This is a genomic window from Enterobacter cloacae complex sp. IR53030, assembly GCF_049238365.1.
GTDB lineage: Bacteria > Pseudomonadota > Gammaproteobacteria > Enterobacterales > Enterobacteriaceae > Enterobacter > Enterobacter kobei.
Genome location: NZ_JBMKHA010000003.1, coordinates 1 through 22464, shown reverse-complemented (window position 1 = coordinate 22464; position 22464 = coordinate 1). Strand labels below are relative to the sequence as shown.

The window sequence follows — 22464 nt, the reverse complement described above, 5'->3', positions numbered from 1 at the left end:
ATCAACGCCCCTTGTTGTCAAACGAACAATATACCTGTATAAATAAACAGTATATTACACAGGGGGCATTTATGCGTATTGAAGTCACCATAGCCAAAACTACCGTTCTGCCTGCTGGCGCGCTTGACGCACTGGCAGGCGAATTATCCCGTCGTATTCATAACACCTTCCCCGACAATGCAGGCGCCGTCACTGTTCGTTACGCCGCGGCGAACAACCTTTCCGTCATTGGCGGTGCAAAAGAAGATAAAGATCGCATCAGCGAAATCCTGCAGGAAACGTGGGAGAGCGCTGACGACTGGTTCATCACAGATTAACACTGCTCCCTCATTGTGTTTTTTGCCGGGTCGCCCCGGCTTTTTTTTGCCTGAAATTCCAGAAAGTTCAAAATAATTCGGCAACTTCTTTAAAAATCGTGAACAAGATGGTGTTTTATTGCTCGAACAATCCTAAAAAGCAGAAAAATGTGTTGCTAGCTGTTTATTTTTCCCTTAGGAACCCTTATTACTTGTATACTGAAGTTGCTTTCAGAAAAACATGCATTGAACCTCGAAGTCGTTGTCTTCTAACACGCATTATGGGGGTTATAATGGAAAAGAATAGCGAAGTCATCCAGACCCACCCACTCGTTGGCTGGGATATCAGTACCGTAGACAGCTACGATGCACTGATGCTGCGTTTGCACTACCAGACCCCAAATCAGCTGAACCGTGAAGAAGCGGAAGTTGGACAGACGCTGTGGCTTACGACAGACGTCGCCCGTCAGTTTATTTCTATTTTAGAGGCAGGAATTGCAAAAATAGAATCTGGCGACTATCAGGAAAATGAGTATAAACGGCACTAACCGAATGCTCACTTTTCTTTCAACAGGCACCCACGCGGTGCCTTATTTATTTCCCGCTTGTTTGCACCCGCTTTGTTAATTACTCTGCTAAAAAAAACGTACGTGACGAGATGCATATGAGATATGACCTAATCATTATTGGCAGTGGCTCCGTAGGATCGGCCGCCGGGTATTACGCGACACAGGCAGGACTCAATGTCCTGATGATTGACTCTCACCTGCCGCCCCATAGCGAAGGTAGCCACCACGGCGACACGCGTCTCATTCGCCATGCCTATGGCGAGGGGGAGCGCTATGTTCCGCTGGTGCTTCGTGCCCAGACGCTGTGGGACGCGCTGGCTAAAGAGACTGAAGAGCGCATTTTCGAACGTACGGGCGTCATCAATCTTGGCCCGGCCCGTTCGGAATTTCTGGCTAATGTGGAACGCAGCGCAAAGGCTTTTAATCTGGAGGTTGAGAAGCTGGACGCGCCGGCTATCACCGCGCGCTGGCCAGAAATTACCGTCCCGGACGATTATATTGGCCTCTTTGAAGCCAACTCCGGGGTGTTGCACTGTGAAACCGCCATCAAAACCTGGATCGACCTTGCCGCCAAAGCGGGCTGTGCGCAACTGTTCAACTGTCCGGTGGAGGCCATCACGCATAACGCAGATGGCGTGACGGTAACGACTCTGGACGGTGAATATTCGGCGTCTCGTTTGCTTATCAGCGCAGGAACCTGGGTCACCCACCTGCTGCCAGACCTGCCGATCCAGCCCGTGCGTAAGGTCTTTTCGTGGTTCCAGTCGGATGGTCGCTACAGTGCCCAGAATAAATTCCCGGCGTTCACCGGCGAATTGCCCAATGGCGATCAGTTCTACGGTTTCCCTTCCGAAAAAGACGCGCTCAAGATTGGAAAACACAACGGGGGGCAAGTTATCTCCTCACCTGACGAGCGTAAACCGTTTGGTGCTTTTCCGCAGGATGGTTCAGAAGCCTTCTCGTTCCTGCGCAATATTCTCCCGGGCGTGGGTGGCCTGCTCTACGGCGCGGCCTGCACCTACGACAACACGCCGGATGAAGACTTTATCATTGATACGCTGCCAGGACATGACAACACCCTGCTCATTACCGGGCTGAGCGGACACGGATTTAAGTTCGCTTCCGTGCTGGGTGAAATCGCCGCGCAATTTGCTCAGGGTATCACACCCCAGTTTGATCTGACGCCCTTCTCACTCGCGCGTTTTAACGGATAATCGCTATGGGCTCCGGACAGTTCGGGGCCCGTTTTCTTTACGGTGAATCATGGGGCATTATGCGCAGGATCGTGAGTTTTCTCGTCAATAATATTCGCGAACATTTTATGCTCTATATCTTACTGTGGGCGCTGCTTGCGATCGTTGATTTTATTTACATTGTATTTTATTGAAAGCGTTGACTGACATTTATTGACGTTACTTTATGTTTATTTAATCTCTTTCCCCCTGCTTATTCCGCCTTGCACGAAGCCTTTGAATTACCTTTGCGGTTCCTTTTCAAAATTGCTGAAATAAATAAAATAAAAATCCATATACTCTTATTTCAGTTGCAATATCTTGCCTTCCCGTTCATTTTTACGTTTCGGTTAATTTGAAAATGGACATTCTGATGCAATTGCGTAACTCCTCCCGACGCTACGGAATAATATCCATAAGTTTGCACTGGATATTTGCCATTGCCGTCTATGGCATGTTCGGACTTGGACTCTGGATGGTCACGCTCAGCTATTACGACGGCTGGTATCACCAGGCGCCGGAGTTGCATAAAAGCATCGGCGTTTTGCTGATGCTGGGGCTGATTTTCCGCGTGATATGGCGACATATCTCCCCGCCACCTGCAGCACCGAAGACCCACAGTAAATTGACCCGTTTCAGTGCTGTCGCCGCGCATATTGCGCTTTATGCGCTGCTCTTCGCCATTCTGATCAGCGGCTATCTCATTTCGACGGCAGACGGCAAGCCGATCAGCGTTTTTGGTCTGTTCGAGGTGCCAGCAACGCTCAGTGATGCTGGGGTTCAGGCCGACACGGCGGGGGTGGTCCACCTCTGGCTTGCCTGGAGCGTGGTGATCCTGTCCGTGCTGCACGGGCTTGCCGCCCTTAAACACCACTTTATTGATAAAGACGATACGCTCAAGCGCATGCTTGGCCGCTCGTCAATTGACTCTGGAGTATAAAATGAAAAAACACCTGCTGGGTATCGCACTGGGCTCTCTGTTATTCACCACCGGTTCCGCCGTGGCGGCGGATTATAAAATTGATAAAGAGGGCCAGCACGCGTTCGTCAATTTCCGTATTCAGCATCTGGGATACAGCTGGCTGTACGGTACCTTTAAAGATTTTGACGGCACATTCACCTTTGACGAGAAAAATCCTGCGGCGGATAAAGTCAATGTGGCCATTAATACGAACAGCGTTGACACCAATCATGCTGAGCGCGATAAACACCTGCGCAGCGCAGAGTTTCTGAACGTCACTAAATTCCCGAAAGCGACTTTCACCTCTACGGACGTGAAAAAAGACGGTGATAAGTTGAATATTACCGGTAATCTTACCCTGAATGGCGTTACGAAACCCGTGACTCTGGATGCAAAATTGATCGGCCAGGGTGACGATCCGTGGGGGGGTAAACGCGCAGGTTTTGAAGCGGCAGGAAAAATTCACCTGAAAGATTTTAATATCACAACGGATTTGGGTCCGGCGTCTCAGGATGTTGAGCTGGTTATTTCTGTTGAAGGTGTGCAGCAGAAGTCATAATAGATTCGCCCGGCAGGATCTCGCCTGCCGGGCGTTATTATCATTCCGGGTCGGGAATACCCAGTTTGGTATTCAGACGGCCGCGTGATTTATTAAAAATCTTATTGCCGTTTTCTCGTCCCGCACGACGCCGACGCTGCTCTTCTTCCGGCAGAATACTCTCTTCACTGCACAGTTCACTGCAGCAACCGTTAAACTTCTCGGCACAGGCAGGGCACTGGATGAACAGTAGATGGCAACCGTCGTTTTTACAGTTGGTATGGGTATCGCACGGCGCACCGCACTGGTGGCACTGGGCAATAACGTCTTCCGAAATACGCTCACCCATACGCTCGTCAAAGACAAAGTTTTTCCCGATAAAACGCACCGGTAAACCCTGCTCGCGCGCGCGGCGGGCGTACTCGATAATGCCGCCTTCAATGTGCCAGACCTTATTAAAGCCGTTGTGCTTCATCCACGCGCTGGCTTTCTCACAGCGGATACCGCCGGTGCAGTACATAACGATTTTTTTATCTTTATGTTCCTGCATCATCTCAACCGCCTTGGGCAGTTGCTCGCGGAAGGTATCGGCCGGGATTTCCATCGCGTTCTCGAAATGCCCCACTTCGTATTCATAGTGGTTACGCATATCAATGAACACGGCATCCGGATCGTCCAGCATCGCATTCACTTCCGCGGCCTTCAGATATTCACCGACGTTCGCCGGGTTAAATTCAGGATCGTCAATACCGTCCGCCACAATGCGTTCACGCACCTTCATGCGCAGCACCCAGAAGGATTTCCCGTCATCGTCCAGGGCAATGTTCAGGCGTAAGCCGTCGAGAGCGGGGTCGAAGCGATCAAGAACGTCGCGGAAGGCGCTGACTTTGCTTTCCGGTACGCTAATCTGCGCGTTGATGCCTTCGCGGGCAAGGTAGACGCGCCCGAAAACGTTCAGCGCCGTGAAGGCCTGGTAAAGTGCATCGCGGGTCGCCTGCGGATCGTCGATCGTGAAGTATTTATAGAAAGAGATGGTTGTGCGCGGTTCGGTTTCAGCCAACATACGCGCTCTTAACATCTCATTCGACACGCGGTTGTGTAACACTGGCATGGTGTACAGTCCTGGAATCGTTAGAGAGAATGAAAAATCGGTCGGCATCATATAGCAAACAAAACCAATTTACATCCACACAATTTACGCTACATTTCACACACCCTGATTAATCAGGTTTAACAATTGCTCTCGTCGTACAGGTTTTGTTGGCAGATATTTTGGCAACGTCTCAAAAAATGCGACAATAGCGAAACAGGACGTTTGAACACAGGAAAGACATGACCCAGTTACCCAAATTTACCGTCGCCCTTTTGCACCCTCGCTATTGGATGACCTGGCTTGGCATTGGCTTTTTATGGCTACTGGTACAGCTTCCCTACCCTGTTATCTTCCGGTTAGGTAAATCGTTAGGCCGAATCGCGCTAACGTTCATGAAGCGTCGGGCGCGCATCGCGTACCGAAATCTTGAGCTGTGCTTCCCGCAGATGAGCGAGGCAGAGCGCCACGATATGGTCACGAAGAATTTCGAATCCGTCGGTATGGGGCTCATGGAAACCGGTATGGCGTGGTTCTGGTCAGATAAGCGCATGGCGCGCTGGAGCAAAGTGACGGGAACCGGCATGGAGCCCGTGCATACGCTTCAGGCTAACCAGACCGGCGTTCTGCTAATCGGGGTTCATTTTCTGACGCTGGAGATCGGGGCGCGGATGTTTGGCATGCAGGCGCCCGGCATCGGTGTTTATCGTCCAAACGACAACCCGGTTATCGATCTCATTCAGACCAACGGCCGCATGCGCTCCAATAAAAGCATGATCGACCGTAAGGATCTGAAGGGCATGATCCGCGCCCTTAAATCCGGTGAAGTGGTCTGGTATGCTCCCGACCACGACTACGGCCCGCAGTCGAGCGTATTTGTGCCGTTCTTCGCCGTTGAAGAGGCGGCCACCACCACCGGCACCTGGATGCTGGCACGGATGTCCAAAGCCGCCATCGTCCCCTTTGTTCCCCGCCGTATGCCGGATGGCTCAGGCTACGAGCTGATGATGCTCGAACCGGAGCTCGCGCCGCCGTTAGACGATGCAGAAACCACCGCGCGCTGGATGAACAGCGTTGTAGAGAAGTGCATCATGCTGGCCCCAGAGCAGTATATGTGGCTGCATCGCCGCTTTAAAACGCGACCACAGGGCACACCGTCCCGCTATTGATCCTCATGCGGCCCCATTCGGGCCGCCTCCTGTTTTAGCTTTAAAAGCGCTTCCGCATTGCGGCAATCATAACCCAGGCGCATAATTAGCAGGCTTATTACTTTATGCCTCAGGTGCTCAGCACCTCATTATGCGGAATGTTATGTCACCCTCAGATGCCCCCATAAACTGGAAACGTAACCTCACGGTTGCGTGGCTTGGCTGTTTTCTTACCGGTGCGGCGTTCAGCCTGGTTATGCCTTTCCTGCCGCTCTACGTCGAACAACTGGGCGTGACGGGCCACAGCGCGCTCAATATGTGGTCTGGACTGGTCTTCAGCATTACGTTTCTCTTCTCCGCGATTGCCTCACCCTTCTGGGGTGGCCTTGCCGATCGCAAGGGCCGAAAAATTATGCTCCTACGTTCTGCGCTGGGGATGGCCATCATCATGGCGCTGATGGGGGTCGCGCAAAACGTCTGGCAGTTCCTGGTATTGCGGGCATTGCTGGGTTTACTGGGCGGATTTATTCCCAATGCGAATGCCCTGATTGCCACGCAAATTCCGCGCCATAAGAGCGGCTGGGCGCTTGGGACGCTCTCCACCGGTGGCGTAAGTGGCGCCTTGCTAGGGCCACTGGCCGGAGGACTGCTGGCGGATAATTACGGCCTGCGCCCGGTCTTTTTCATCACCGCCAGCGTGCTGTTCCTGTGCTTTATCGTCACTCTGCTCTGTATCCGTGAGAACTTCACGCCTGTCGCCAAAAAAGAGATGCTCCATGCCAGAGACGTGCTGACCTCGCTTAAGAATCCCAGACTGGTGCTGAGCCTGTTCGTCACGACAATGATTATTCAGGTCGCTACCGGCTCGATTGCGCCAATTCTGACGCTCTACGTGCGTGACCTGGCGGGTGATGTCAGTAACATCGCCTTTATCAGCGGGCTCATTGCCTCCGTGCCCGGCGTGGCGGCGCTGCTTAGCGCCCCGAGGCTGGGCAAGCTGGGGGATCGGGTAGGCCCGGAAAAAATTCTGATCTGCGCGCTGGTGATCTCCGTCCTGCTGCTTGTCCCCATGTCGATGGTGCACTCTCCGTGGCAACTGGGGGTTCTGCGCTTTTTACTGGGCGCCGCCGACGGGGCGTTACTGCCCGCCGTACAGACCCTGCTGGTTTACAACTCCACGAACCAGATTGCGGGGCGTATTTTTAGCTATAACCAGTCATTTCGCGATATTGGTAACGTGACCGGACCGCTTCTCGGTGCAGCTATATCCGCCAGCTTTGGTTTTCGCGCCGTCTTTATCGTGACGGCGGGCGTGGTGTTGTTCAACGCGATGTATTCGTGGTTGAGTTTATCCCGCGCGTTACGCCCCACGACAGAATAAGGCGAAAGCCTGACGGCTTATTTTCGCATTCATACTTGCAGAATCCGATCTTCAGCTATTCTTTCCCTGAAACCTTCTGGAAAACAGGGAGAAACCAATGACCATGTACGCCACGCTGGAAGAAGCTATTGATGCCGCTCGCGAAGAGTTCCTCGCCGACAATCCCGGTGTTGAGGAAGAAGATGCTGACGTGCAACAACTTAATATCCAAAAATACGTTCTGCAGGACGGGGATATTATGTGGCAGGCCGAATTCTTTGCTGATGAAGGTGAAGAAGGGGAATGTTTGCCGGTCCTGAGCGGTGAAGGCGCGCAGGCCGTCTTTGATGGTGATTATGACGAAATCGAGTTACGGCAGGAGTGGCTGGAAGAGAACACCCTGCACGAGTGGGATGAGGGCGAATTTCAGCTCGAACCCCCGCTGGATACGGAAGAAGGTCAAACCGCAGCCGATGAGTGGGACGAGCGTTGATTTACGCTACTCGTACGGGCCGTGGCTGGCATCGATGGGCAGCAACAGCGTGTCGAAAATCAGCGAAAACGGCAGATCAAGCACGGTCAGGTAGCGCCACGCGGAATCACGCACATCCCATTTCACACCCGGGTAATACTGATTCCCATGGCCCTGCCCTGGAATAGTGCGGCTGATGATGCTGCCGCAGCCGCTGAGCAGGCATGCCATCAGGACGACGATGATTATTCTCATAAGTTACCTCTAAAAAAATACCGGCGATTAAGCCGGTATTTTTATCTGGCGGGTGGCGCTACGCTTACCCGCCCTGGTTAACAACTTACTTCGCCTTCAGTGCAAGCGGATTCAGCTTCACATCTTTGTAGTAGTTCACCCACGAAGAATACTTTTCCGGAGCGGACCATACGCGATAGTGAAGCCTTGCCATCGTGACCGGATCGCTCAGCAGCACCAGACGACGGTCGCGGTTGAGTTTTTCCGGCGTCTCGTTAAGCGCCTGCTCAACGTGACGATCGCGGGCAATCTCCAGCACATGACTTGCACGGTGACGCGCCGTCGCCATGGCTGTTGCCAGGGCGTTAAATGACGGGTTAAACACGGCGTGCATAAAGCCATCATCCAGCGTGCGATTGCGGTTCTGCTCCAGATAGGTATCGGTATCCACCAGCACCTTCGGCGGGGAGTACTCTTCCGGGATCAGGAACAGTTTCCAGCGTTTAGTCCGCAGTCCCACCGTTGAACGGCTGGAGATCACAGAGACGAACGGCGACAGGATCAGCGAGAAGACAATCGGCGCCAGCCAGAACAGGAAGCGCAGATCCAGCCAGGCCATGCCCGCCGCCCACACCAGCCCCAGCAGCAGCTGAGAACCGTGACGCATGAAGGCTTCGCCCCACGGCGTGGAGTCGTCATCACGCTGCGGTGAGTTCCAGACCACTTCCCAGCCCAGGAACGCACTGACCACAAACACGGTGTGGAACAGCATACGCACCGGTGCCAGCAGCACGGAGAACAGCACTTCCAGCAGCAGTGAAAGGGTCACGCGGAAGAAACCGCCGTACTCTTTCGAACCTTTGCACCAGATCAGGATGATACTGAGCAGCTTAGGCAGGAACAGCAGCACCATGGTAGACGCAAACAGCGCAATTGCCAGCTCCGGACGCCACTGCGGCCACACCGGGAACAGCTGGCGCGGTTGCAGGAAGTATTGCGGCTCCGTCAAAGCATGGACGACCTGCAATGCAGTAGAGAGCGCAAGGAACATGAACCACAGCGGTGCAGAGAGATAAGACATCACGCCCGTCAGGAACACCGCGCGGTGAACCGGGTGCATCCCTTTGACAAGGAACAGGCGGAAGTTCATCAGGTTGCCGTGACACCAGCGGCGGTCACGCTTGAGCTCATCCAGCAGGTTCGGCGGCAGCTCTTCGTACGATCCCGGGAGGTCGTAGGCAATCCAGACGCCCCAGCCCGCACGACGCATCAGCGCAGCTTCCACGAAGTCATGCGACAGAATAGAACCGGCAAACGAACCCTCACCTGGCAGCGGCGCCAGCGCACAGTGTTCAATGAACGGCTTCACGCGAATAATGGCGTTGTGACCCCAGTAGTGCGATTCACCCAACTGCCAGAAGTGCAGACCGGCAGTAAACAGCGGCCCGTAAACACGGGTGGCAAACTGCTGGCAGCGCGCATAAAGCGTGTCCATACCGGACGCTTTTGGCGAAGACTGAATGATCCCCGCGTTCGGGTTGGCTTCCATCAGACGCACCAGACCGCTCAGGCAGTCACCGCTCATGACGGAGTCCGCATCCAGCACCACCATGTAGCTGTACTGGTTACCCCAGCGACGGCAGAAGTCATCGATGTTACCGCTTTTACGCTTCACACGACGGCGACGACGACGGTAGAAGATCTGGCCTTCGCCCTGCACTTCTGCAATCAGCTCCATCCACGCTTTTTGTTCTGCAACGCAGATATCCGGGTTGTAACTGTCGCTCAGAATATAGACGTCGAAATGCGCCGCGTTGCCGGTCGCCTTGACGGACTCCCAGGTCGCACGCAGGCCCGCAAATACGCGGTCAACGTCTTCGTTACAAATAGGCATGATCAGCGCGGTACGGTGCTCAGGATTGAGGGGTTCATCCCCGACCGTTGACGCTGAAATGCTGTATTTGTCCCGCCCCATCAGCAATTGCAGGAAGCCCATTAGCGCGGTCCAGAAACCTGCCGAAACCCAGCAGAACAGAACCGCAAACAGCAGGAGGATGCCGCTTTGCAGGATATAAGGCAGTAGCTGCATGAAGGAGACCCAGAGATCCTGGCCCATCATGTCCGTTGGGTTAATAAACGCCCAGCCCTGGTAAGGCAGAATGGTTTTCATGTACCAGGTCGCGACAACCGTTTGTGCCAGCGTCAGAAGCAGCAGGATGTAACGGCGAATAGTCCCCACGGTACGCCATTTCTGCTCAGAGGCCTGCTCTTCTTTCGTCAGGCGTGACAGATAGCGCGGCGTCACATCACGCCCACGCAGGCGATCCCAGAAGCGGCCAACCGGGTTGGTGCGCCATGGATCGGGGAACATAGAGGAACGCGTCGCCTTCGGCATCGCCTGAAGCTGATCGCGTCCTTCGTCGTCTTTAATCAACTGCCCTTCTGCCAGCGAGTCTGGCCATGCCTGCTCCAGACGCGCTTTTACTGACCCCAGCGGCGTATCATCATCACGGGAAAACTGACGATGTTCACCATCCAGCGCGGTGTGAACCGCGCGGATGTCGCTCTTAGGCAGCGCCGCTTTTTCGATATCCGTCAGCGGCATGGCATCAATATATTCAGATGTATTATTCATTGGCAGGTAGCTGATAGCTCCAGGTTTCACTCAGCGGCTGATCGTCACTGACCAGCGCAGCACGCATTTCAGTGGTCTGTTTCGGATCTTTCACTTTCACGCGCAGGGTCAGACGCCAGCCTTTGGTTACCGGATTGTAACGCACCGTGTTTTCAACGATTTCACCGTTATCACCAATGCTGGCCTGAGCCGACACCGCCGTATCCGGAGACAGTTTCTTCATATCCTGGCCTGTGAAGTCCACGACAAACGCCACGGTACCGTCAGGCTGACGGATAAGGTTAGACTGCTTCACATCACCCGTTGAGCGGCGAGTCTGCATCACATACGCGTTATCCGGCGCATGCAGCTTATCTTCGTCGCGGCTGAAGGTAATGGTGTACTTGAAGTTCATCTCTTTACCGGCTTCCGGCAGTTGATCCGGTGTCCAGTAAGCGACGATGTTATCGTTGGTTTCGTCGTTGGTTGGAATTTCAACCAGCTCTACCTTGCCTTTACCCCAGTCGCCTTTCGGCGTAACCCAGGCGCTTGGACGCAGGTCATAACGATCGTCCAAATCTTCGAAGCGAGAGAACTGACGGCCACGCTGCAGCAGGCCAAAGCCCTGCGGGTTTTCCATCGCAAAGCTGCTTACTGCCAGATGTTTCGGATTATTCAGCGGACGCCAGATCCACTCACCGTTACCGGCATGAATAGACAGACCATTGGAGTCATGCAGTTCCGGGCGGAAGTTGGTTGCCGGCGACGGCTGGTTTGGCCCAAACAGGAACATACTGGTCAGCGGCGCAACGCCCAGTTTGCCCACTTTGTCACGCAGATAGACTTTAGACTGCACGTCAACGACCGTGTCACGACCCGGCATAATCACAAAGCGATAGGCACCGGTTGCGCGCGGGGAGTCCAGCAGCGCATAAATAGTCAGACGTTTGTCCGTTGGTTTTGGACGTTCAATCCAGAACTCGCGGAAACGCGGAAACTCTTCACCTGATGGCAGCGCGGTATCAATGGCCAGACCACGCGCAGAAAGCCCGTACACCTGCCCCGCGCCAATCACGCGGAAGTAGCTGGCGCCAAGCATGCTGACGATTTCGTCGTTTTTATCTTTGCTGTTAATCGGGTAAAGCACCTTGAAGCCTGCGAAGCCCAGGTCTTTCACCGTATCTTTGTCGTGTTGCACATTGCCAAAATTGAAGTAATCCGGGCTGTACTTGATCTTACGTACCGCGGTCGCCGTCACTTCATTGATGGCAACAGGCGTGTCGAAGTACATACCCTGATGATAAAATTCAAGCTTGAACGGGGTTTTAATGTTGTTCCAGTACGCTTTATCGTGATTGAACTGGATCTGCTGATAGTCCGCATACTTCATGTCGCGGAAAACGGAGGGCAAGTTACTTTTAGGCGCTTCGTAGCTCTTGCCTGCCATCGATTTTGCCTGTTTTGCGACATCGTCGATGTTAAAGGCCAGTGCCGATGAGGTATACAGTGATAACACGACTGCAGCACCCACCCAACGCATTTTCATCATCTGTGGTTTATGTTTCATAATAAGTAAGCACTTCCCCCTTTGTGTGCTTATATCGATCCGATCCATTTTAATGGAAACTCAGGCAATCCGACAACATAATCACTGCTTTGTTCAGCTACTGGCTCATGGATTAAGCAAATGAAAGAACCCGCGATTCACTTTGCGTGCTTATCCTGGAGACAGTGTGTCGGTCTTGGTGTAGGGTTGGCGTCGAATGTAACCATTATGAGTCTTAGGGATAAGACGAAAAGTCTGAGAATGCACAAAGTTATATGAGCACATCACCAACAGAACGTGAATATTTCCTCGACTCGATCCGGGCATGGCTGATGCTATTGGGGATCCCCTTTCACATTTCACTGATTTACTCCAGCCACACGTGGCATGTTAATAGCCAGATGCCCTCCTGGTGGCTCACGCTGTTTAATGACTTTATACACGCCTTCCGTATGCAGGTGTTTTTTGTCATTTCAGGCTATTTCTCCTACATGCTTTTTTTACGCTATCCGCTGAAGCGCTGGTGGAAAGTCCGCGTAGAGCGCGTGGGTATTCCTATGTTGACCGCCATCCCGCTGCTGACGCTGCCGCAGTTCATTATGCTGCAGTATGTTAAAGGCAAAGCAGAGAACTGGCCGAAGCTTACGCTGTATGAAAAGTACAATACGCTGGTCTGGGAACTGGTGTCTCACCTCTGGTTCCTGCTGGTACTGGTGGTACTGACCACGGTCAGCCTGGTGATCTTTAGCCGTCTGCGCCGTCATTTAAGCACGACCGCTGACGCCTTCTTCGCCAACGTCACGCTGGGCAAACTGTCGGTGCTCTTTTTGCTGCTTGGCGTTGCTTATGCCGCCGTGAGACGCACTCTGTTTATCGTCTACCCACCGATACTGAGCGACGGGTTGTTTAATTTTGTGGTGATGCAGTCGCTGTTCTACATTCCGTTCTTTTTAATTGGCGCACTGGCGTTTATTTATCCGAAGCTTAAAGCCTTGTTTACCACACCGTCACCGTGGTGCGCAGTGGGTGCCGCCTTCGCGTTTGCGGCCTATCTGCTGAACCAGCGCTACGGTAGCGGCGACGCCTGGATGTATGAAACGGAAAGCGTGATCACTATGCTGCTGGGCTTGTGGATGGTGAATGTGGTGTTCGCACTCGGCCACCGCTTGCTGAACTTTAAGTCCAGCCGCGTGACCTACTTCGTCAATGCTTCACTGTTTATCTATCTGGTGCATCACCCGTTGACGCTGTTCTTCGGGGCTTACATCACGCCGCATATCGCCTCTAACACGCTGGGCTTCTTTACCGGACTGGTGTTTGTGGTGGGCGTGGCGATTGTGCTCTACGAGATCCATCTGCGGATCCCTCTCCTGCGTTTCCTGTTTTCAGGCAAACCCCAGACGAAAACCGCCTGAGCAGCGTGGCGCACTGACGGTGCGCCACGTTTGTTTCAACTCTCCAGCGCCTGTCTGCGCTGCGCCAACAACCGCTGATACAGATGCAGGGTGTCTTCATCAAAACAGACAAAGGTCACCTTCTCTGGCAGCGGTTTTAGCGACAGGTAGCGGTAAACGGTTTCTACCGCGATGGTCGCCGCTGCCTCCTTAGGGTAACCATACACGCCGGTACTAATTGCCGGAAATGCCATCGTTTTGTAGCCGTTGTCGGCGGCAAGCCGTAGACAGTTTCGGTATGCCTCTTCCAGCAGACTCGCTTCATGGTGGTCGCCGCCCTGCCATACTGGGCCAACGGCGTGAATCACCGCTTTGGCCGGAAGGTTGCCCGCAAGCGTAATCACCGCATGGCCCGGCGGGCATTCGCCCTGTTGCTGACGCACGATTTTACAGGCTTCCAGCAGCTGCGGTCCGGCAGCGCGGTGAATAGCACCGTCAACCCCGCCTCCCCCCATCAGGGAAGGATTGGCCGCATTGACGATGACATCGACATGCTGGCTCGTAATATCGCCATGAATCAATTCAATTTGCGGTTTCATAAAAGCCCTCTGCTACCCGCCTTTTTTTTAAGTGTATCGCAGAGGGGTTATTGAGAAAAACGATCGGCGGTAAAACACGAATTAGCGGTACTGGATCTGAACCACTGCGAGCGTTTTTTCAGGATTAAGGTATTTCATATCCACTGTCGCCAGGCTGGAAGGTGTCGTCATGCCGTTCAGCGCATCGTCGTAACTGACCATACGGGTTTGCATTCGGTTTTTATCCGGGCACGATACCGCCAGCTGCCGATGTTGCTGCGTAACTTCACACGGGTCAGCAACGATTGCACCGCGAAAGTGAATGACGCCCCCTTCCGCAAAAGTGGCCGAATGCGCAGGAACGATAAAGGCAGAAACGAGCAGGCCCAAACCTGAAATAAGATGTGCAAAATTGTGGGTCACGATAGGTACTCCTCAATGAAAATCGTCCATGAGGGGCAAACGCGCTTCATTATGTTAACGAAGTGTCACGTTACGGAACATTACGACACAGTTCCTGATAACAGCATAGCTCAACGGCACAGACCCGCCACCTTCGCAACATATTGATATTATGAATGATTAGAGCGCGCGCCCTCCAGGCGACCACTGTTGTGATAAATGAAGTGCTTTTCCATCAGTGACGGTTACCACGATCGTTACCGTGTCTCCCGCTGAGATATTTAAACTCAAGCGCATTAAATCAATCGCCTGATTAGCGGGGATAAAAAGTGTGTTTTGCTGGCGGGATGAACTTTGTCCACTCTGCCCTTCGCGCAAAGAGACAATCTGGACCTGACAATCACACGATTCCGTCAACGTGACCTGCGGAATAATGGTGGTCATATTGCCCTGCTGTGAGGTTTGAAAGGTTATCTGGCTCGACAGCGCGGCGAGGAGAATTAAGGTATTCATAATTAACTCCCGAAAAAAAACAGGGCATCAGCCCTGTTTTTTGTAGCACAGATGTCAGTATCAGTACTGATGAGCTGTCGCGTGGTTACCAAAGCCAATCTGGGTAACGTTGACGGTGGAGTTAGACGCCGTCTGGTCTACCAGTGCGCCGTTAAGGCCACCGTACTGGCTGACATTCATCACGGAATCTTTACTGTTCCACTGATCAAGTGTCGCACTGTTGCCAAATCCGTTCTGGGTCAGGTTAATGCTACTGTCGTCAGACCCCTGGCCAACGTCAGCGCCGTTACCGCCACCGGTCTGGCTAATATTCAGAACTGAATTTCTGGCATCAGTCTGCAGGGCCAGCGCGGAGTTACCGCCACCATTCTGGTAAATATTCAGGGTTGAATTTGGGCCACCGTATCCGCCATGACCATGTCCATGACCCCATCCGCCCTGGTTAATCATACCAGCCATAGCACTACCAGAAACTACGATTGCTGCAAGTGCTGCCACTTTGATAAATTTCATGGTAAACCCCCATCGGATTGATTAAAGTCGTCGCGAAATAACTAGCGTTGAATAACGCGAATTGCCATCTGCGACTGTTTCTGCACAACAACTGCGGTTTTCTGCGTACCGTACTGCGTAATATTTGCTCTATTACCCGACCCTTTCTGGATAATTTTTGCACTATTACCATATCCATCTTGCGTAATACCTGCATCGTTCCCGTTACCGCTCTGATCGATCCAGGCAATATTGTAAGTCCCTGATTGATCAACTCTCGCTCTGTTGCCTGCACCATCCTGGGAAACGACTGACAAGAGTTTCGACCCTTCCTGGCGAATCTGAGCGTCATTAAATACGCCCTGTTGACCAATAATGGCTGCCTGATTTAATGATGAACGACTTAATTCATTAACCGCAAAATTATATTCAGCATTCGCCAAATCAGTATTAGCCGCGGTTACAAATCCAGGCACACCCAGTAATGTAAACATCAAAAATAACGATGTGTTTTTCATGTTGTCACCCTGGACCCGGCTACCTGAAAACACCCTGTTCGTATTTCGTGTTAAACGACTCGTTTTTTTGTTAACGCGTCGTTACGGTGAAGAGTATGTCCGCTGAAACATTTTAAATATCTCACCCGCGTGGCTTATTTTTATTTATCAGGTCACCACAAAGTCGTAATTTGCAGAAAAAATACACATTACACAGGCTGGTTTAATTTTTTATAGAATATTTATGCGCGTTGTCTCGTACAACGACGACAAGCCTGCCCACGCTTCCCTCCGCGTTGTTGTTTAAGCGTAACGGCAGGATGGCATTTTGTTCATCACGTGACACAGGACGTGTTTTCTTAAGCCAGAGAGAGGAGAACATAATGGCTTAGAAAGTATCAGTTACTCATACCAAAGCTTAACGTCCCCAAAATAAAAATTAAGACATAAAATCAACCAGTTAATAAAATTTGTATGATTTTTAAAATCTGTGCACGCCTATTTATATGTACAACTTTCATATCAAATAACAACATTCAAAACAGCCAATATTCACAAATTAATATTGATTTTTACATCTTGTTACATTATTAACACTTGCTTTAAACTTCGTAAAAGCTAGATTGAAATTAGCTGTACGAAATTGGTTTTATATTTACCTCCCTGTGGAGGTTATGTTCTGATTCTACACACAGCAGTGCAACATCTGTCAGTACTTCTGGTGCCTTCCTCTTTTCAGGAGGGCAGCTGTCAGGTGCCAAAAATAAGTGGGGTTTCATCATGTATAATGAAGTCCATAGTTTACATGGTCATACATTACTGTTGATCACAAAACCTTCTCTGCAAGCGACAGCTTTATTACAACATTTAAAGCAATCTTTATCATTGAACGGGAAATTGCATAATATTCAACGTTCTTTTGATGATATTGCGCCTGGCAGCATCATTCTGTTTGATATGATGGAAGCTGATAAGAAGCTTATCCATTACTGGCAAGATAACTTAAGCAGGAAAAACAATAATATCCGCGTGTTATTATTGAACACTCCTGATGAATACCCTTTCAGAGATATTGAAAGCTGGCCGCATATCAATGGCGTGTTCTACGTCACTGAAGAAGAAGGCCGGGTGGTAGAGGGTCTGCAGGGCATATTGCGCGGAGAGTGTTATTTCTCGCAAAAGCTGGCCAGCTACCTCATCACGCACTCCGGTAACTACCGCTATAACAGTTCGGAATCCGCGCTGCTCACGCACCGTGAAAAAGAGATCCTGAACAAACTACGCATTGGTGCTTCAAATATTGAAATCGCCCGTTCGTTATTTATCAGCGAAAATACGGTAAAGACGCACCTTTATAATCTTTTCAAGAAGATAGCTGTTAAAAATCGAACTCAGGCTGTTTCATGGGCAAACGATAACCTCAGGCGTTAATCACATGAAGCGCACGTTGAGTTGGATCGCCGCAGCGAGTTTCTTGCTCGCTGCAGGGAACCTGCAGGCCGTCGAGGTCGAAGTTCCCGGATTGTTAACTGACCACACAGTCTCATCGATCGGGCACAGTTTTTACCGGGCCTTCAGTGATAAATGGGACAGTACCTACACGGGTAATTTAACAATCAACGAGCGGCCCAGTGCACGTTGGGGAAGCTGGATAACCATCACGGCTAATCAGGACGTTATTTATCAAACGTTTTTATTCCCCTCGAAAACAGACTTCGATAAAAACGTGGCCTTAGCACTGGCTCAAACTGAAGATGCTATTAATCGCCTGCAAATAGACAAAGCGCTATTAAGCACCAGCGATTTAGCAAAAGATGAGTTCTAGCGAACCGATATGCGGAGGCTGTCATGCGTATTGCATATGCAGTTGTTTCGATAATGCTTATTACCCCTCTTTGCTGGGGCGGAAATATGACGTTCCAGTTCCGTAACCCCAACTTTGGCGGTAACCCTAACAACGGTGCGTTCCTGCTGAATGAAGCTCAGGCGCAAAACTCCTATAAAGATCCCAGTTATAAGGACTTTACCGTTGATACCCCTTCCGCACTGGATAACTTCACCCAGGCTATCCAGTCGCAAATTTTAGGGGGATTGCTGACAAACATTAACACCGGCAAGCCCGGCCGAATGGTGACCAACGATTTTATTGTCGATATCGCCAACAGAGACGGACAACTTCAGTTGAACGTAACCGATCGTAAAACCGGAAAAACCTCCACCATTGAGGTTTCTGGCCTACAAAGCAATTCAACTGACTTTTAAACAATAGCTAAATAAGGACAACGATCATGCAGCGCTTCCTGATATTTGTTGCAGTGTGCTTATTGAGCGGTTGTTTAACTGCTCCGCCTAAAGAAGCTGCAAAACCAACATTAATGCCTCGGGCTCAGAGTTATCGTGATTTAACCCATTTGCCTTCTCCAACGGGCAAAATATTTGTCTCGGTATACAACATTCAGGATGAAACAGGGCAATTTAAGCCCTACCCGGCCAGTAACTTCTCCACGGCAGTGCCGCAAAGCGCCACCGCCATGCTGGTTACCGCACTCAAGGATTCGCACTGGTTTATACCGCTGGAACGCCAGGGGCTACAGAACCTGTTAAATGAACGAAAAATTATTCGTGCGGCACAGGAGAATGGCACCGTCGCGGACAATAACCGAATGCCTCTGCAGTCTCTGGCTGCGGCAAACGTCATGATCGAAGGCTCGATTATCGGATATGAGAGCAACGTTAAATCGGGTGGTGTGGGAGCACGTTACTTTGGGATTGGCGCGGATACCCAGTATCAGCTCGACCAAATTGCCGTTAACCTGCGTGTCGTCAACGTCAGTACCGGTGAAGTGCTCTCCTCGGTAAACACCAGCAAAACGATATTGTCTTATGAAGTCCAGGCGGGGGTATTCCGCTTCATCGACTACCAGCGTTTACTGGAAGGTGAAATTGGTTATACCTCGAATGAACCGGTCATGATGTGTCTGATGTCAGCCATTGAAACCGGCGTGATCTTCCTGATTAACGATGGTATCGATCGCGGGCTGTGGGATCTGCAAAACAAATCAGACGTGCAGAACCCGATCCTGGTGAAATACCGTGATATGTCCGTGCCTCCGGAATCCTGACAGGAAGCGCATAAAAAAGGCGAGATGATTATCTCGCCTTTTTTTATTCACTCACCGCGGTGATGTTTTGCGTTTTTTCCCGTCGCGCCGCCAGCCAGAGACCGCTGTTCTTCATGGCATAGCCAAACAGCAACCCCAGCGCCAGTGAAGGGACGACCAGCTTCCACTCCCCTTGTCCGGCAAAGGTCGCGCACGCCCCCATAAAGGTGCCCGGTACAAACGACAGCAGCAGATGCTTCGCCTGAATACACATCAGGAAGGCAACGACCCCCGTCATGACGTAGCCCAGGATCTCCAGATGCGGCGCCAGCGCGCTGCCTTTCATGATAACCAGCGCCCATATAACGCCGCTCATCAGCGTGCAACCGGAGATAAAGAGCCCTTTCAGCCCTCCCTGCGGGCAGGCGAAATAGGCCGTGCAGCCGAGGAAGCCAGCCCAGCTTAATAAACCGAGAGACACCGCCACCCATCCCCAGAGACCGGAGAGAATGCCCGTCGTGATTGCAATACAAAGTAATATGTTCATGGTGCGCATCTTAGCAGATGCGCACCATGGAAATGAGATCAGAAGCACATTACGTGCAAGTTGAAATGTATCGTTGCAGAATTTTTGTGATTTAAATCACTCTTCGCTCTCTTCTTCCAGCTCATCCCACATTGCTGCGATGGCGTCGCGCGTCAGCGGAGCCAGCGTTCTCCAGAACGGAGAGGTGGCGTGGGCTTCAACTTTCCCCAGGAAGGTTCCAACCCACGGCAGCAGATACGTCTCGAAGAGGATTTCGATGGCTTCATTTTCATCATCACCCGCGTTGTCTTCGATCCAGGAGGCCGCCAGCAGCAGAGTACCAATATGATCGGCTGGCGTATCGCTCAGCGGCATACCGCGCTCAGAGAGGAATGCCCGCACTTCAGCTTCGGTCGCCCCTTCCTGCCAGGCAGAACGGTAAGGCGAAACGCGGCACTCTTCCCCCACGAACAATGCGTTGTAGTCCGTTGAGATCTGCTGCATATCACAGCTTTTCTGCAGACGTTCCAGTAACTCATCCTGTTCCAGCGGCCAGTTCTGCGCCAGCTTACCCTCGCGAATGAGCGTAAACAGCGGAACCAACAGCGGGTCCTGCGGCTGGCGATAATACAGGGAGCCCAGCACGCGGCAAAGGATGGAGAATTCATTCATTGTGTTATTCCGTTATTCAATTAAAGGTCGGCAAATTCATCAACGGGCGTCATGCCGCGCGACTCAAGGAAGTCGAGCATACGGCGCGGCGTGACGTTCAGGATCTGTGCTTCCGGGAAATTGACGTCCTGCAGCACTTTCATGCACTCGCCAAAATCCCCCAGCGTGAAGGCCGTGTGCGAATCAGAGCCCAGCGCCACCATCCCTCCGGCATCACGCACGGCGGCTGCCACTTCGCGACAGTTGGCTTCACTGCCTTTACGCGAGTGCACGAACGAGGAGTTGTTAATCTCCAGCGCCACACGGTGTTTCGCGGCGGCCTGCGCCACGGCCTGAATATCAATAGGATATTTAGGATTACCCGGATGGCTGATGATATGCACATTGCCGCTGGCAATGGTGGCAATCATCGCCGCGGTATTGGTCTCTTTATCCTGCGGCGGGAAAACCGGCTCATGGAAACCGGCAAGGATCAGATCTAAGGAGGTCAGCATCGGGCCGGTGCAGTCGATTTCACCGTCGGTGTTTTTGATGTTCGCCTCAATGCCGCGCAGTATCCCAATGCCATCCACCAGACGTGGCCAGATCCGCATATTCACAAAATGCCAGTAGTGCGGCGCATCCGCCATATCCGGGCCGTGATCGGTTATCGCAAAGAGCTTAATACCTTTTAGCTTTGCCTGGGCGATATAATCATGGAGGTTGCTATACGCGTGGGTGCTGGCGACGGTGTGCATATGCAGGTCAACGGGATACATCTTTCTCTCCTCTGCGGTTTTTCCAAAGGATAGCAGTTATCAGCGGCGAATATTAGCAAAAACCCGGCCAACGCTGGGTTTCTCTCAGTAGCCGCGCTGTCGGTCGACCTGACCGGTAACCGCGTTCCCCTTCTCTATTTCACCGATAGTATGCGAGATATAAGCCACCGCCTCAGCCGGTCGCGTCACGGCGGCGACATGCGGGGTCATTGCCACGCGAGGGTGTCGCCATAGAGGGCTTTCTTCAGGCAGCGGCTCACGGCTGTAAACATCCAGCATGGCACCTTTAAGCTTTCCGCTATCCAGCGCCTTCAGCAGATCCGGCTCCACCAGATGCACCCCGCGCGCAAGGTTCATCAGGTAGCTCCGATCGGCCAGCTGATTGAGCAAGGCTTCGTTGATAATCCCCACCGTTTCCGCCGTATTCGGCAGCAGGTTGATCAGCACGCGTGTGCCTTTCAGAAATGCCGGGAGTTCATCCGTTCCGGCAAAACTCTCAACGCCCGGATACGCTTTACGGCTACGGCTCCAGCAGCGTAACGGGAAGCCCCACGGGGCAAGGGCTTCAGCCACCTTTGAGCCCAGCACGCCCGCCCCGAGGATACCGATGGTAAAGTCTTCACGTTGATATTCCGGCAGCGGCTCCCAGTGGGATTCCTGCTTAAAGGCCTGATAATCATCAAAGCGGCGGAACCAGTGCAGGACCTGGCTGACGGCATATTCCTGCATTTGCTGGCCCATACCGGTATCTTCCAGGCGGAACAGGGGGATATCTTCCGGCAGCATCTCCGGGTGTGCCTTCAGTTTGCTCAGAATGGAATCCACGCCAGCGCCAAGCGCAAACACGGCCTTCAGTTTACGGCCCTGAAGCATCTCAACGGGTGGATGCCAGACCAGCGCATAGTCAGCATGTTCGTTATCGCCCCGCTTCCACTCACGAACGCGCGCGCCCGGCAGTGCTGCCGACAGTGCTTTAATCCAATAAGCCGTATCAAAAGTGGGGTGATAGAAGAGTATATCCATAGTCATTCCTGCCTTTTTTCGCGCTGTTTTGTTTTCATTTTCAAATGGATTGTCAGCATAACAAATTTATGGCGCTATGTTATTGCTGATAAAAAAGGCGCTTTTCGCACATTTCGGAATCAGGTTGCCTGAAGTTTGTCTAAACACGCTAAATTACTGAAAAAGTGAGTTGACGGCAGTTCGGCTTTTCCTTACATTAGCGCCCGTCCCGGCAACAACGGGATGACAATATGGTGAGGTGTCCGAGTGGCTGAAGGAGCACGCCTGGAAAGTGTGTATACGGCAACGTATCGGGGGTTCGAATCCCCCCCTCACCGCCATATTCAAGATGAAAGCTCGTACGAAAGTACGGGCTTTTTTCTTTTATATTCTCCAGTGGGGGGATGAGAATCCCCGACCGGGGTTCGACAACTGGCGTAGCCAGTTGGACAGACTGAGAGCGCAGCGA

General features: G+C 52.1%; 27 protein-coding genes and 1 tRNA gene. 15 read left to right on the top strand and 13 right to left on the bottom strand.

Features of this window, described 5'->3' with window-relative positions; all coding sequences use genetic code 11:
* Positions 1–71 precede the first annotated feature (71 nt).
* From dinI to ACOTXR_RS03730, 6 genes are all read left to right on the top strand, one after another.
* Positions 72–317 carry a DNA damage-inducible protein I gene (dinI, locus tag ACOTXR_RS03755; RefSeq protein WP_014883351.1) on the top strand — a complete coding sequence of 82 codons (246 nt, stop codon included), beginning with the start codon at positions 72–74 and terminating at the stop codon, positions 315–317.
* A gap of 272 nt (positions 318–589) precedes the next feature.
* Positions 590–844, top strand: a complete 255-nt coding sequence (bssS, locus tag ACOTXR_RS03750) for a biofilm formation regulator BssS (RefSeq protein ID WP_008500827.1) — start codon at positions 590–592, stop codon at positions 842–844.
* A gap of 116 nt (positions 845–960) precedes the next feature.
* A complete protein-coding gene (gene solA, locus ACOTXR_RS03745; protein ID WP_058689766.1) occupies positions 961–2079 on the top strand; it encodes an N-methyl-L-tryptophan oxidase in 1119 nt (372 codons plus the stop codon).
* A gap of 59 nt (positions 2080–2138) precedes the next feature.
* The gene (locus ACOTXR_RS03740) at positions 2139–2252 is read left to right on the top strand and encodes a YceO family protein (RefSeq protein WP_014883349.1); all 114 of its coding nucleotides are present in this window, start codon (positions 2139–2141) and stop codon (positions 2250–2252) included.
* 218 nt (positions 2253–2470) lie between these two features.
* On the top strand, positions 2471–3037 hold the full coding sequence (locus ACOTXR_RS03735) for a cytochrome b (protein WP_045135501.1): 567 nt from the start codon (positions 2471–2473) through the stop codon (positions 3035–3037).
* A gap of 1 nt (position 3038) precedes the next feature.
* Positions 3039–3617, top strand: coding sequence for a YceI family protein (locus ACOTXR_RS03730; protein ID WP_058689767.1), 579 nt, complete (start codon positions 3039–3041; stop codon positions 3615–3617).
* Positions 3618–3657: 40 nt separating this feature from the next.
* Here the strand turns inward: ACOTXR_RS03730 and ACOTXR_RS03725 are convergent, their stop codons facing one another.
* Positions 3658–4707: a rhodanese-related sulfurtransferase gene (locus ACOTXR_RS03725; RefSeq protein WP_421766993.1), complete on the bottom strand. Its 1050-nt coding sequence runs from the start codon at positions 4705–4707 to the stop codon at positions 3658–3660.
* Between the two features lie 221 nt (positions 4708–4928).
* Here ACOTXR_RS03725 and ACOTXR_RS03720 point away from each other — a divergent pair, with 221 nt between their 5' ends.
* The 3 genes from ACOTXR_RS03720 to ACOTXR_RS03710 all read left to right on the top strand — a co-directional run bounded on the left by ACOTXR_RS03720 (position 4929) and on the right by ACOTXR_RS03710 (position 7687).
* A complete protein-coding gene (locus tag ACOTXR_RS03720; RefSeq protein ID WP_023332678.1) occupies positions 4929–5855 on the top strand; it encodes a Kdo(2)-lipid IV(A) acyltransferase in 927 nt (308 codons plus the stop codon).
* 142 nt (positions 5856–5997) lie between these two features.
* The gene (gene mdtG / locus ACOTXR_RS03715; protein ID WP_058689769.1) at positions 5998–7215 is read left to right on the top strand and encodes a multidrug efflux MFS transporter MdtG; all 1218 of its coding nucleotides are present in this window, start codon (positions 5998–6000) and stop codon (positions 7213–7215) included.
* A gap of 97 nt (positions 7216–7312) precedes the next feature.
* Entirely contained in the window at positions 7313–7687 is a 375-nt protein-coding gene (locus ACOTXR_RS03710) for a MysB family protein (RefSeq protein ID WP_008500834.1), read from the top strand.
* Positions 7688–7693: 6 nt separating this feature from the next.
* Here the strand turns inward: ACOTXR_RS03710 and ACOTXR_RS03705 are convergent, their stop codons facing one another.
* From ACOTXR_RS03705 to mdoG, 3 genes are all read right to left on the bottom strand, one after another.
* The gene (locus ACOTXR_RS03705) at positions 7694–7921 is read right to left on the bottom strand and encodes a YceK/YidQ family lipoprotein (protein WP_014883343.1); all 228 of its coding nucleotides are present in this window, start codon (positions 7919–7921) and stop codon (positions 7694–7696) included.
* An 85-nt stretch (positions 7922–8006) separates the two neighbouring features.
* Complete coding sequence (gene mdoH / locus ACOTXR_RS03700) at positions 8007–10535, bottom strand: glucans biosynthesis glucosyltransferase MdoH (RefSeq protein ID WP_023338244.1); 2529 nt, start codon at positions 10533–10535, stop codon at positions 8007–8009.
* The gene (gene mdoG, locus ACOTXR_RS03695) at positions 10528–12081 is read right to left on the bottom strand and encodes a glucans biosynthesis protein MdoG (RefSeq protein ID WP_032628846.1); all 1554 of its coding nucleotides are present in this window, start codon (positions 12079–12081) and stop codon (positions 10528–10530) included. The genes mdoH and mdoG overlap by 8 nt, the downstream gene beginning before the upstream one ends.
* A 254-nt stretch (positions 12082–12335) precedes the next feature.
* Here mdoG and mdoC point away from each other — a divergent pair, with 254 nt between their 5' ends.
* Positions 12336–13475, top strand: a complete 1140-nt coding sequence (gene mdoC, locus ACOTXR_RS03690; RefSeq protein WP_023338243.1) for a glucans biosynthesis protein MdoC — start codon at positions 12336–12338, stop codon at positions 13473–13475.
* Positions 13476–13510: 35 nt separating this feature from the next.
* Here mdoC and ymdB read toward each other — a convergent pair whose 3' ends face one another.
* The 5 genes from ymdB to csgB all read right to left on the bottom strand — a co-directional run bounded on the left by ymdB (position 13511) and on the right by csgB (position 15957).
* On the bottom strand, positions 13511–14053 hold the full coding sequence (ymdB, locus tag ACOTXR_RS03685) for an O-acetyl-ADP-ribose deacetylase (protein WP_058689770.1): 543 nt from the start codon (positions 14051–14053) through the stop codon (positions 13511–13513).
* An 81-nt stretch (positions 14054–14134) separates the two neighbouring features.
* Positions 14135–14455, bottom strand: a complete 321-nt coding sequence (locus ACOTXR_RS03680; protein WP_014883338.1) for a hypothetical protein — start codon at positions 14453–14455, stop codon at positions 14135–14137.
* Between the two features lie 159 nt (positions 14456–14614).
* Positions 14615–14947: a curli assembly chaperone CsgC gene (csgC, locus tag ACOTXR_RS03675; protein ID WP_023337081.1), complete on the bottom strand. Its 333-nt coding sequence runs from the start codon at positions 14945–14947 to the stop codon at positions 14615–14617.
* Positions 14948–15007: 60 nt separating this feature from the next.
* Entirely contained in the window at positions 15008–15460 is a 453-nt protein-coding gene (csgA, locus tag ACOTXR_RS03670; protein WP_014883336.1) for a curli major subunit CsgA, read from the bottom strand.
* 41 nt (positions 15461–15501) lie between these two features.
* Positions 15502–15957, bottom strand: a complete 456-nt coding sequence (csgB, locus tag ACOTXR_RS03665; RefSeq protein WP_014883335.1) for a curli minor subunit CsgB — start codon at positions 15955–15957, stop codon at positions 15502–15504.
* A 759-nt stretch (positions 15958–16716) separates the two neighbouring features.
* Between csgB and csgD the strand changes: the two genes are divergently transcribed.
* From csgD to csgG, 4 genes are read left to right on the top strand one after another with little or no spacing between them, the layout of a single operon-like run.
* On the top strand, positions 16717–17367 hold the full coding sequence (gene csgD / locus ACOTXR_RS03660; RefSeq protein WP_014883334.1) for a biofilm master transcriptional regulator CsgD: 651 nt from the start codon (positions 16717–16719) through the stop codon (positions 17365–17367).
* 4 nt (positions 17368–17371) lie between these two features.
* Complete coding sequence (gene csgE, locus ACOTXR_RS03655) at positions 17372–17761, top strand: curli production assembly/transport protein CsgE (protein WP_014883333.1); 390 nt, start codon at positions 17372–17374, stop codon at positions 17759–17761.
* 23 nt (positions 17762–17784) lie between these two features.
* A complete protein-coding gene (gene csgF / locus ACOTXR_RS03650) occupies positions 17785–18198 on the top strand; it encodes a curli production assembly/transport protein CsgF (protein WP_014883332.1) in 414 nt (137 codons plus the stop codon).
* A 26-nt stretch (positions 18199–18224) separates the two neighbouring features.
* A complete protein-coding gene (gene csgG, locus ACOTXR_RS03645) occupies positions 18225–19058 on the top strand; it encodes a curli production assembly/transport protein CsgG (RefSeq protein ID WP_014883331.1) in 834 nt (277 codons plus the stop codon).
* Positions 19059–19101: 43 nt separating this feature from the next.
* On the opposite strand, the gene ACOTXR_RS03640 is transcribed toward csgG, so the two are convergent.
* From ACOTXR_RS03640 to ghrA, 4 genes are all read right to left on the bottom strand, one after another.
* Positions 19102–19584 carry a DUF1097 domain-containing protein gene (locus tag ACOTXR_RS03640; RefSeq protein ID WP_072205272.1) on the bottom strand — a complete coding sequence of 161 codons (483 nt, stop codon included), beginning with the start codon at positions 19582–19584 and terminating at the stop codon, positions 19102–19104.
* Positions 19585–19680: 96 nt separating this feature from the next.
* Positions 19681–20235 (bottom strand): TorD/DmsD family molecular chaperone, encoded by a 555-nt coding sequence (locus ACOTXR_RS03635; protein WP_023332670.1) that lies wholly within the window; start codon positions 20233–20235, stop codon positions 19681–19683.
* Positions 20236–20255: 20 nt separating this feature from the next.
* On the bottom strand, positions 20256–20993 hold the full coding sequence (locus tag ACOTXR_RS03630) for a phosphatase (RefSeq protein WP_014883328.1): 738 nt from the start codon (positions 20991–20993) through the stop codon (positions 20256–20258).
* Positions 20994–21077: 84 nt separating this feature from the next.
* Positions 21078–22016, bottom strand: a complete 939-nt coding sequence (gene ghrA, locus ACOTXR_RS03625) for a glyoxylate/hydroxypyruvate reductase GhrA (RefSeq protein WP_058689772.1) — start codon at positions 22014–22016, stop codon at positions 21078–21080.
* A 232-nt stretch (positions 22017–22248) separates the two neighbouring features.
* Between ghrA and ACOTXR_RS03620 the strand changes: the two genes are divergently transcribed.
* Positions 22249–22336: transfer RNA gene (locus tag ACOTXR_RS03620), tRNA-Ser, on the top strand.
* Positions 22337–22464 lie beyond the last annotated feature (128 nt).

Excerpts from the sequence above, each read along its gene's own strand:
- dinI (WP_014883351.1), top strand. The coding sequence starts at position 72 with ATGCGTATTGAAGTCACCATAGCCAAAACTACCGTTCTGCCTGCTGGC.
- bssS (WP_008500827.1), top strand. The coding sequence starts at position 590 with ATGGAAAAGAATAGCGAAGTCATCCAGACCCACCCACTCGTTGGCTGG.
- solA (WP_058689766.1), top strand. The coding sequence starts at position 961 with ATGAGATATGACCTAATCATTATTGGCAGTGGCTCCGTAGGATCGGCC.
- ACOTXR_RS03740 (WP_014883349.1), top strand. The coding sequence starts at position 2,139 with ATGCGCAGGATCGTGAGTTTTCTCGTCAATAATATTCGCGAACATTTT.
- ACOTXR_RS03735 (WP_045135501.1), top strand. The coding sequence starts at position 2,471 with ATGCAATTGCGTAACTCCTCCCGACGCTACGGAATAATATCCATAAGT.
- ACOTXR_RS03730 (WP_058689767.1), top strand. The coding sequence starts at position 3,039 with ATGAAAAAACACCTGCTGGGTATCGCACTGGGCTCTCTGTTATTCACC.
- ACOTXR_RS03725 (WP_421766993.1), bottom strand. The coding sequence starts at position 4,707 with ATGCCAGTGTTACACAACCGCGTGTCGAATGAGATGTTAAGAGCGCGT.
- ACOTXR_RS03720 (WP_023332678.1), top strand. The coding sequence starts at position 4,929 with ATGACCCAGTTACCCAAATTTACCGTCGCCCTTTTGCACCCTCGCTAT.
- mdtG (WP_058689769.1), top strand. The coding sequence starts at position 5,998 with ATGTCACCCTCAGATGCCCCCATAAACTGGAAACGTAACCTCACGGTT.
- ACOTXR_RS03710 (WP_008500834.1), top strand. The coding sequence starts at position 7,313 with ATGACCATGTACGCCACGCTGGAAGAAGCTATTGATGCCGCTCGCGAA.
- ACOTXR_RS03705 (WP_014883343.1), bottom strand. The coding sequence starts at position 7,921 with ATGAGAATAATCATCGTCGTCCTGATGGCATGCCTGCTCAGCGGCTGC.
- mdoH (WP_023338244.1), bottom strand. The coding sequence starts at position 10,535 with ATGAATAATACATCTGAATATATTGATGCCATGCCGCTGACGGATATC.
- mdoG (WP_032628846.1), bottom strand. The coding sequence starts at position 12,081 with ATGAAACATAAACCACAGATGATGAAAATGCGTTGGGTGGGTGCTGCA.
- mdoC (WP_023338243.1), top strand. The coding sequence starts at position 12,336 with ATGAGCACATCACCAACAGAACGTGAATATTTCCTCGACTCGATCCGG.
- ymdB (WP_058689770.1), bottom strand. The coding sequence starts at position 14,053 with ATGAAACCGCAAATTGAATTGATTCATGGCGATATTACGAGCCAGCAT.
- csgC (WP_023337081.1), bottom strand. The coding sequence starts at position 14,947 with ATGAATACCTTAATTCTCCTCGCCGCGCTGTCGAGCCAGATAACCTTT.
- csgA (WP_014883336.1), bottom strand. The coding sequence starts at position 15,460 with ATGAAATTTATCAAAGTGGCAGCACTTGCAGCAATCGTAGTTTCTGGT.
- csgB (WP_014883335.1), bottom strand. The coding sequence starts at position 15,957 with ATGAAAAACACATCGTTATTTTTGATGTTTACATTACTGGGTGTGCCT.
- csgD (WP_014883334.1), top strand. The coding sequence starts at position 16,717 with ATGTATAATGAAGTCCATAGTTTACATGGTCATACATTACTGTTGATC.
- csgE (WP_014883333.1), top strand. The coding sequence starts at position 17,372 with ATGAAGCGCACGTTGAGTTGGATCGCCGCAGCGAGTTTCTTGCTCGCT.
- csgF (WP_014883332.1), top strand. The coding sequence starts at position 17,785 with ATGCGTATTGCATATGCAGTTGTTTCGATAATGCTTATTACCCCTCTT.
- csgG (WP_014883331.1), top strand. The coding sequence starts at position 18,225 with ATGCAGCGCTTCCTGATATTTGTTGCAGTGTGCTTATTGAGCGGTTGT.
- ACOTXR_RS03640 (WP_072205272.1), bottom strand. The coding sequence starts at position 19,584 with ATGAACATATTACTTTGTATTGCAATCACGACGGGCATTCTCTCCGGT.
- ACOTXR_RS03635 (WP_023332670.1), bottom strand. The coding sequence starts at position 20,235 with ATGAATGAATTCTCCATCCTTTGCCGCGTGCTGGGCTCCCTGTATTAT.
- ACOTXR_RS03630 (WP_014883328.1), bottom strand. The coding sequence starts at position 20,993 with ATGTATCCCGTTGACCTGCATATGCACACCGTCGCCAGCACCCACGCG.
- ghrA (WP_058689772.1), bottom strand. The coding sequence starts at position 22,016 with ATGGATATACTCTTCTATCACCCCACTTTTGATACGGCTTATTGGATT.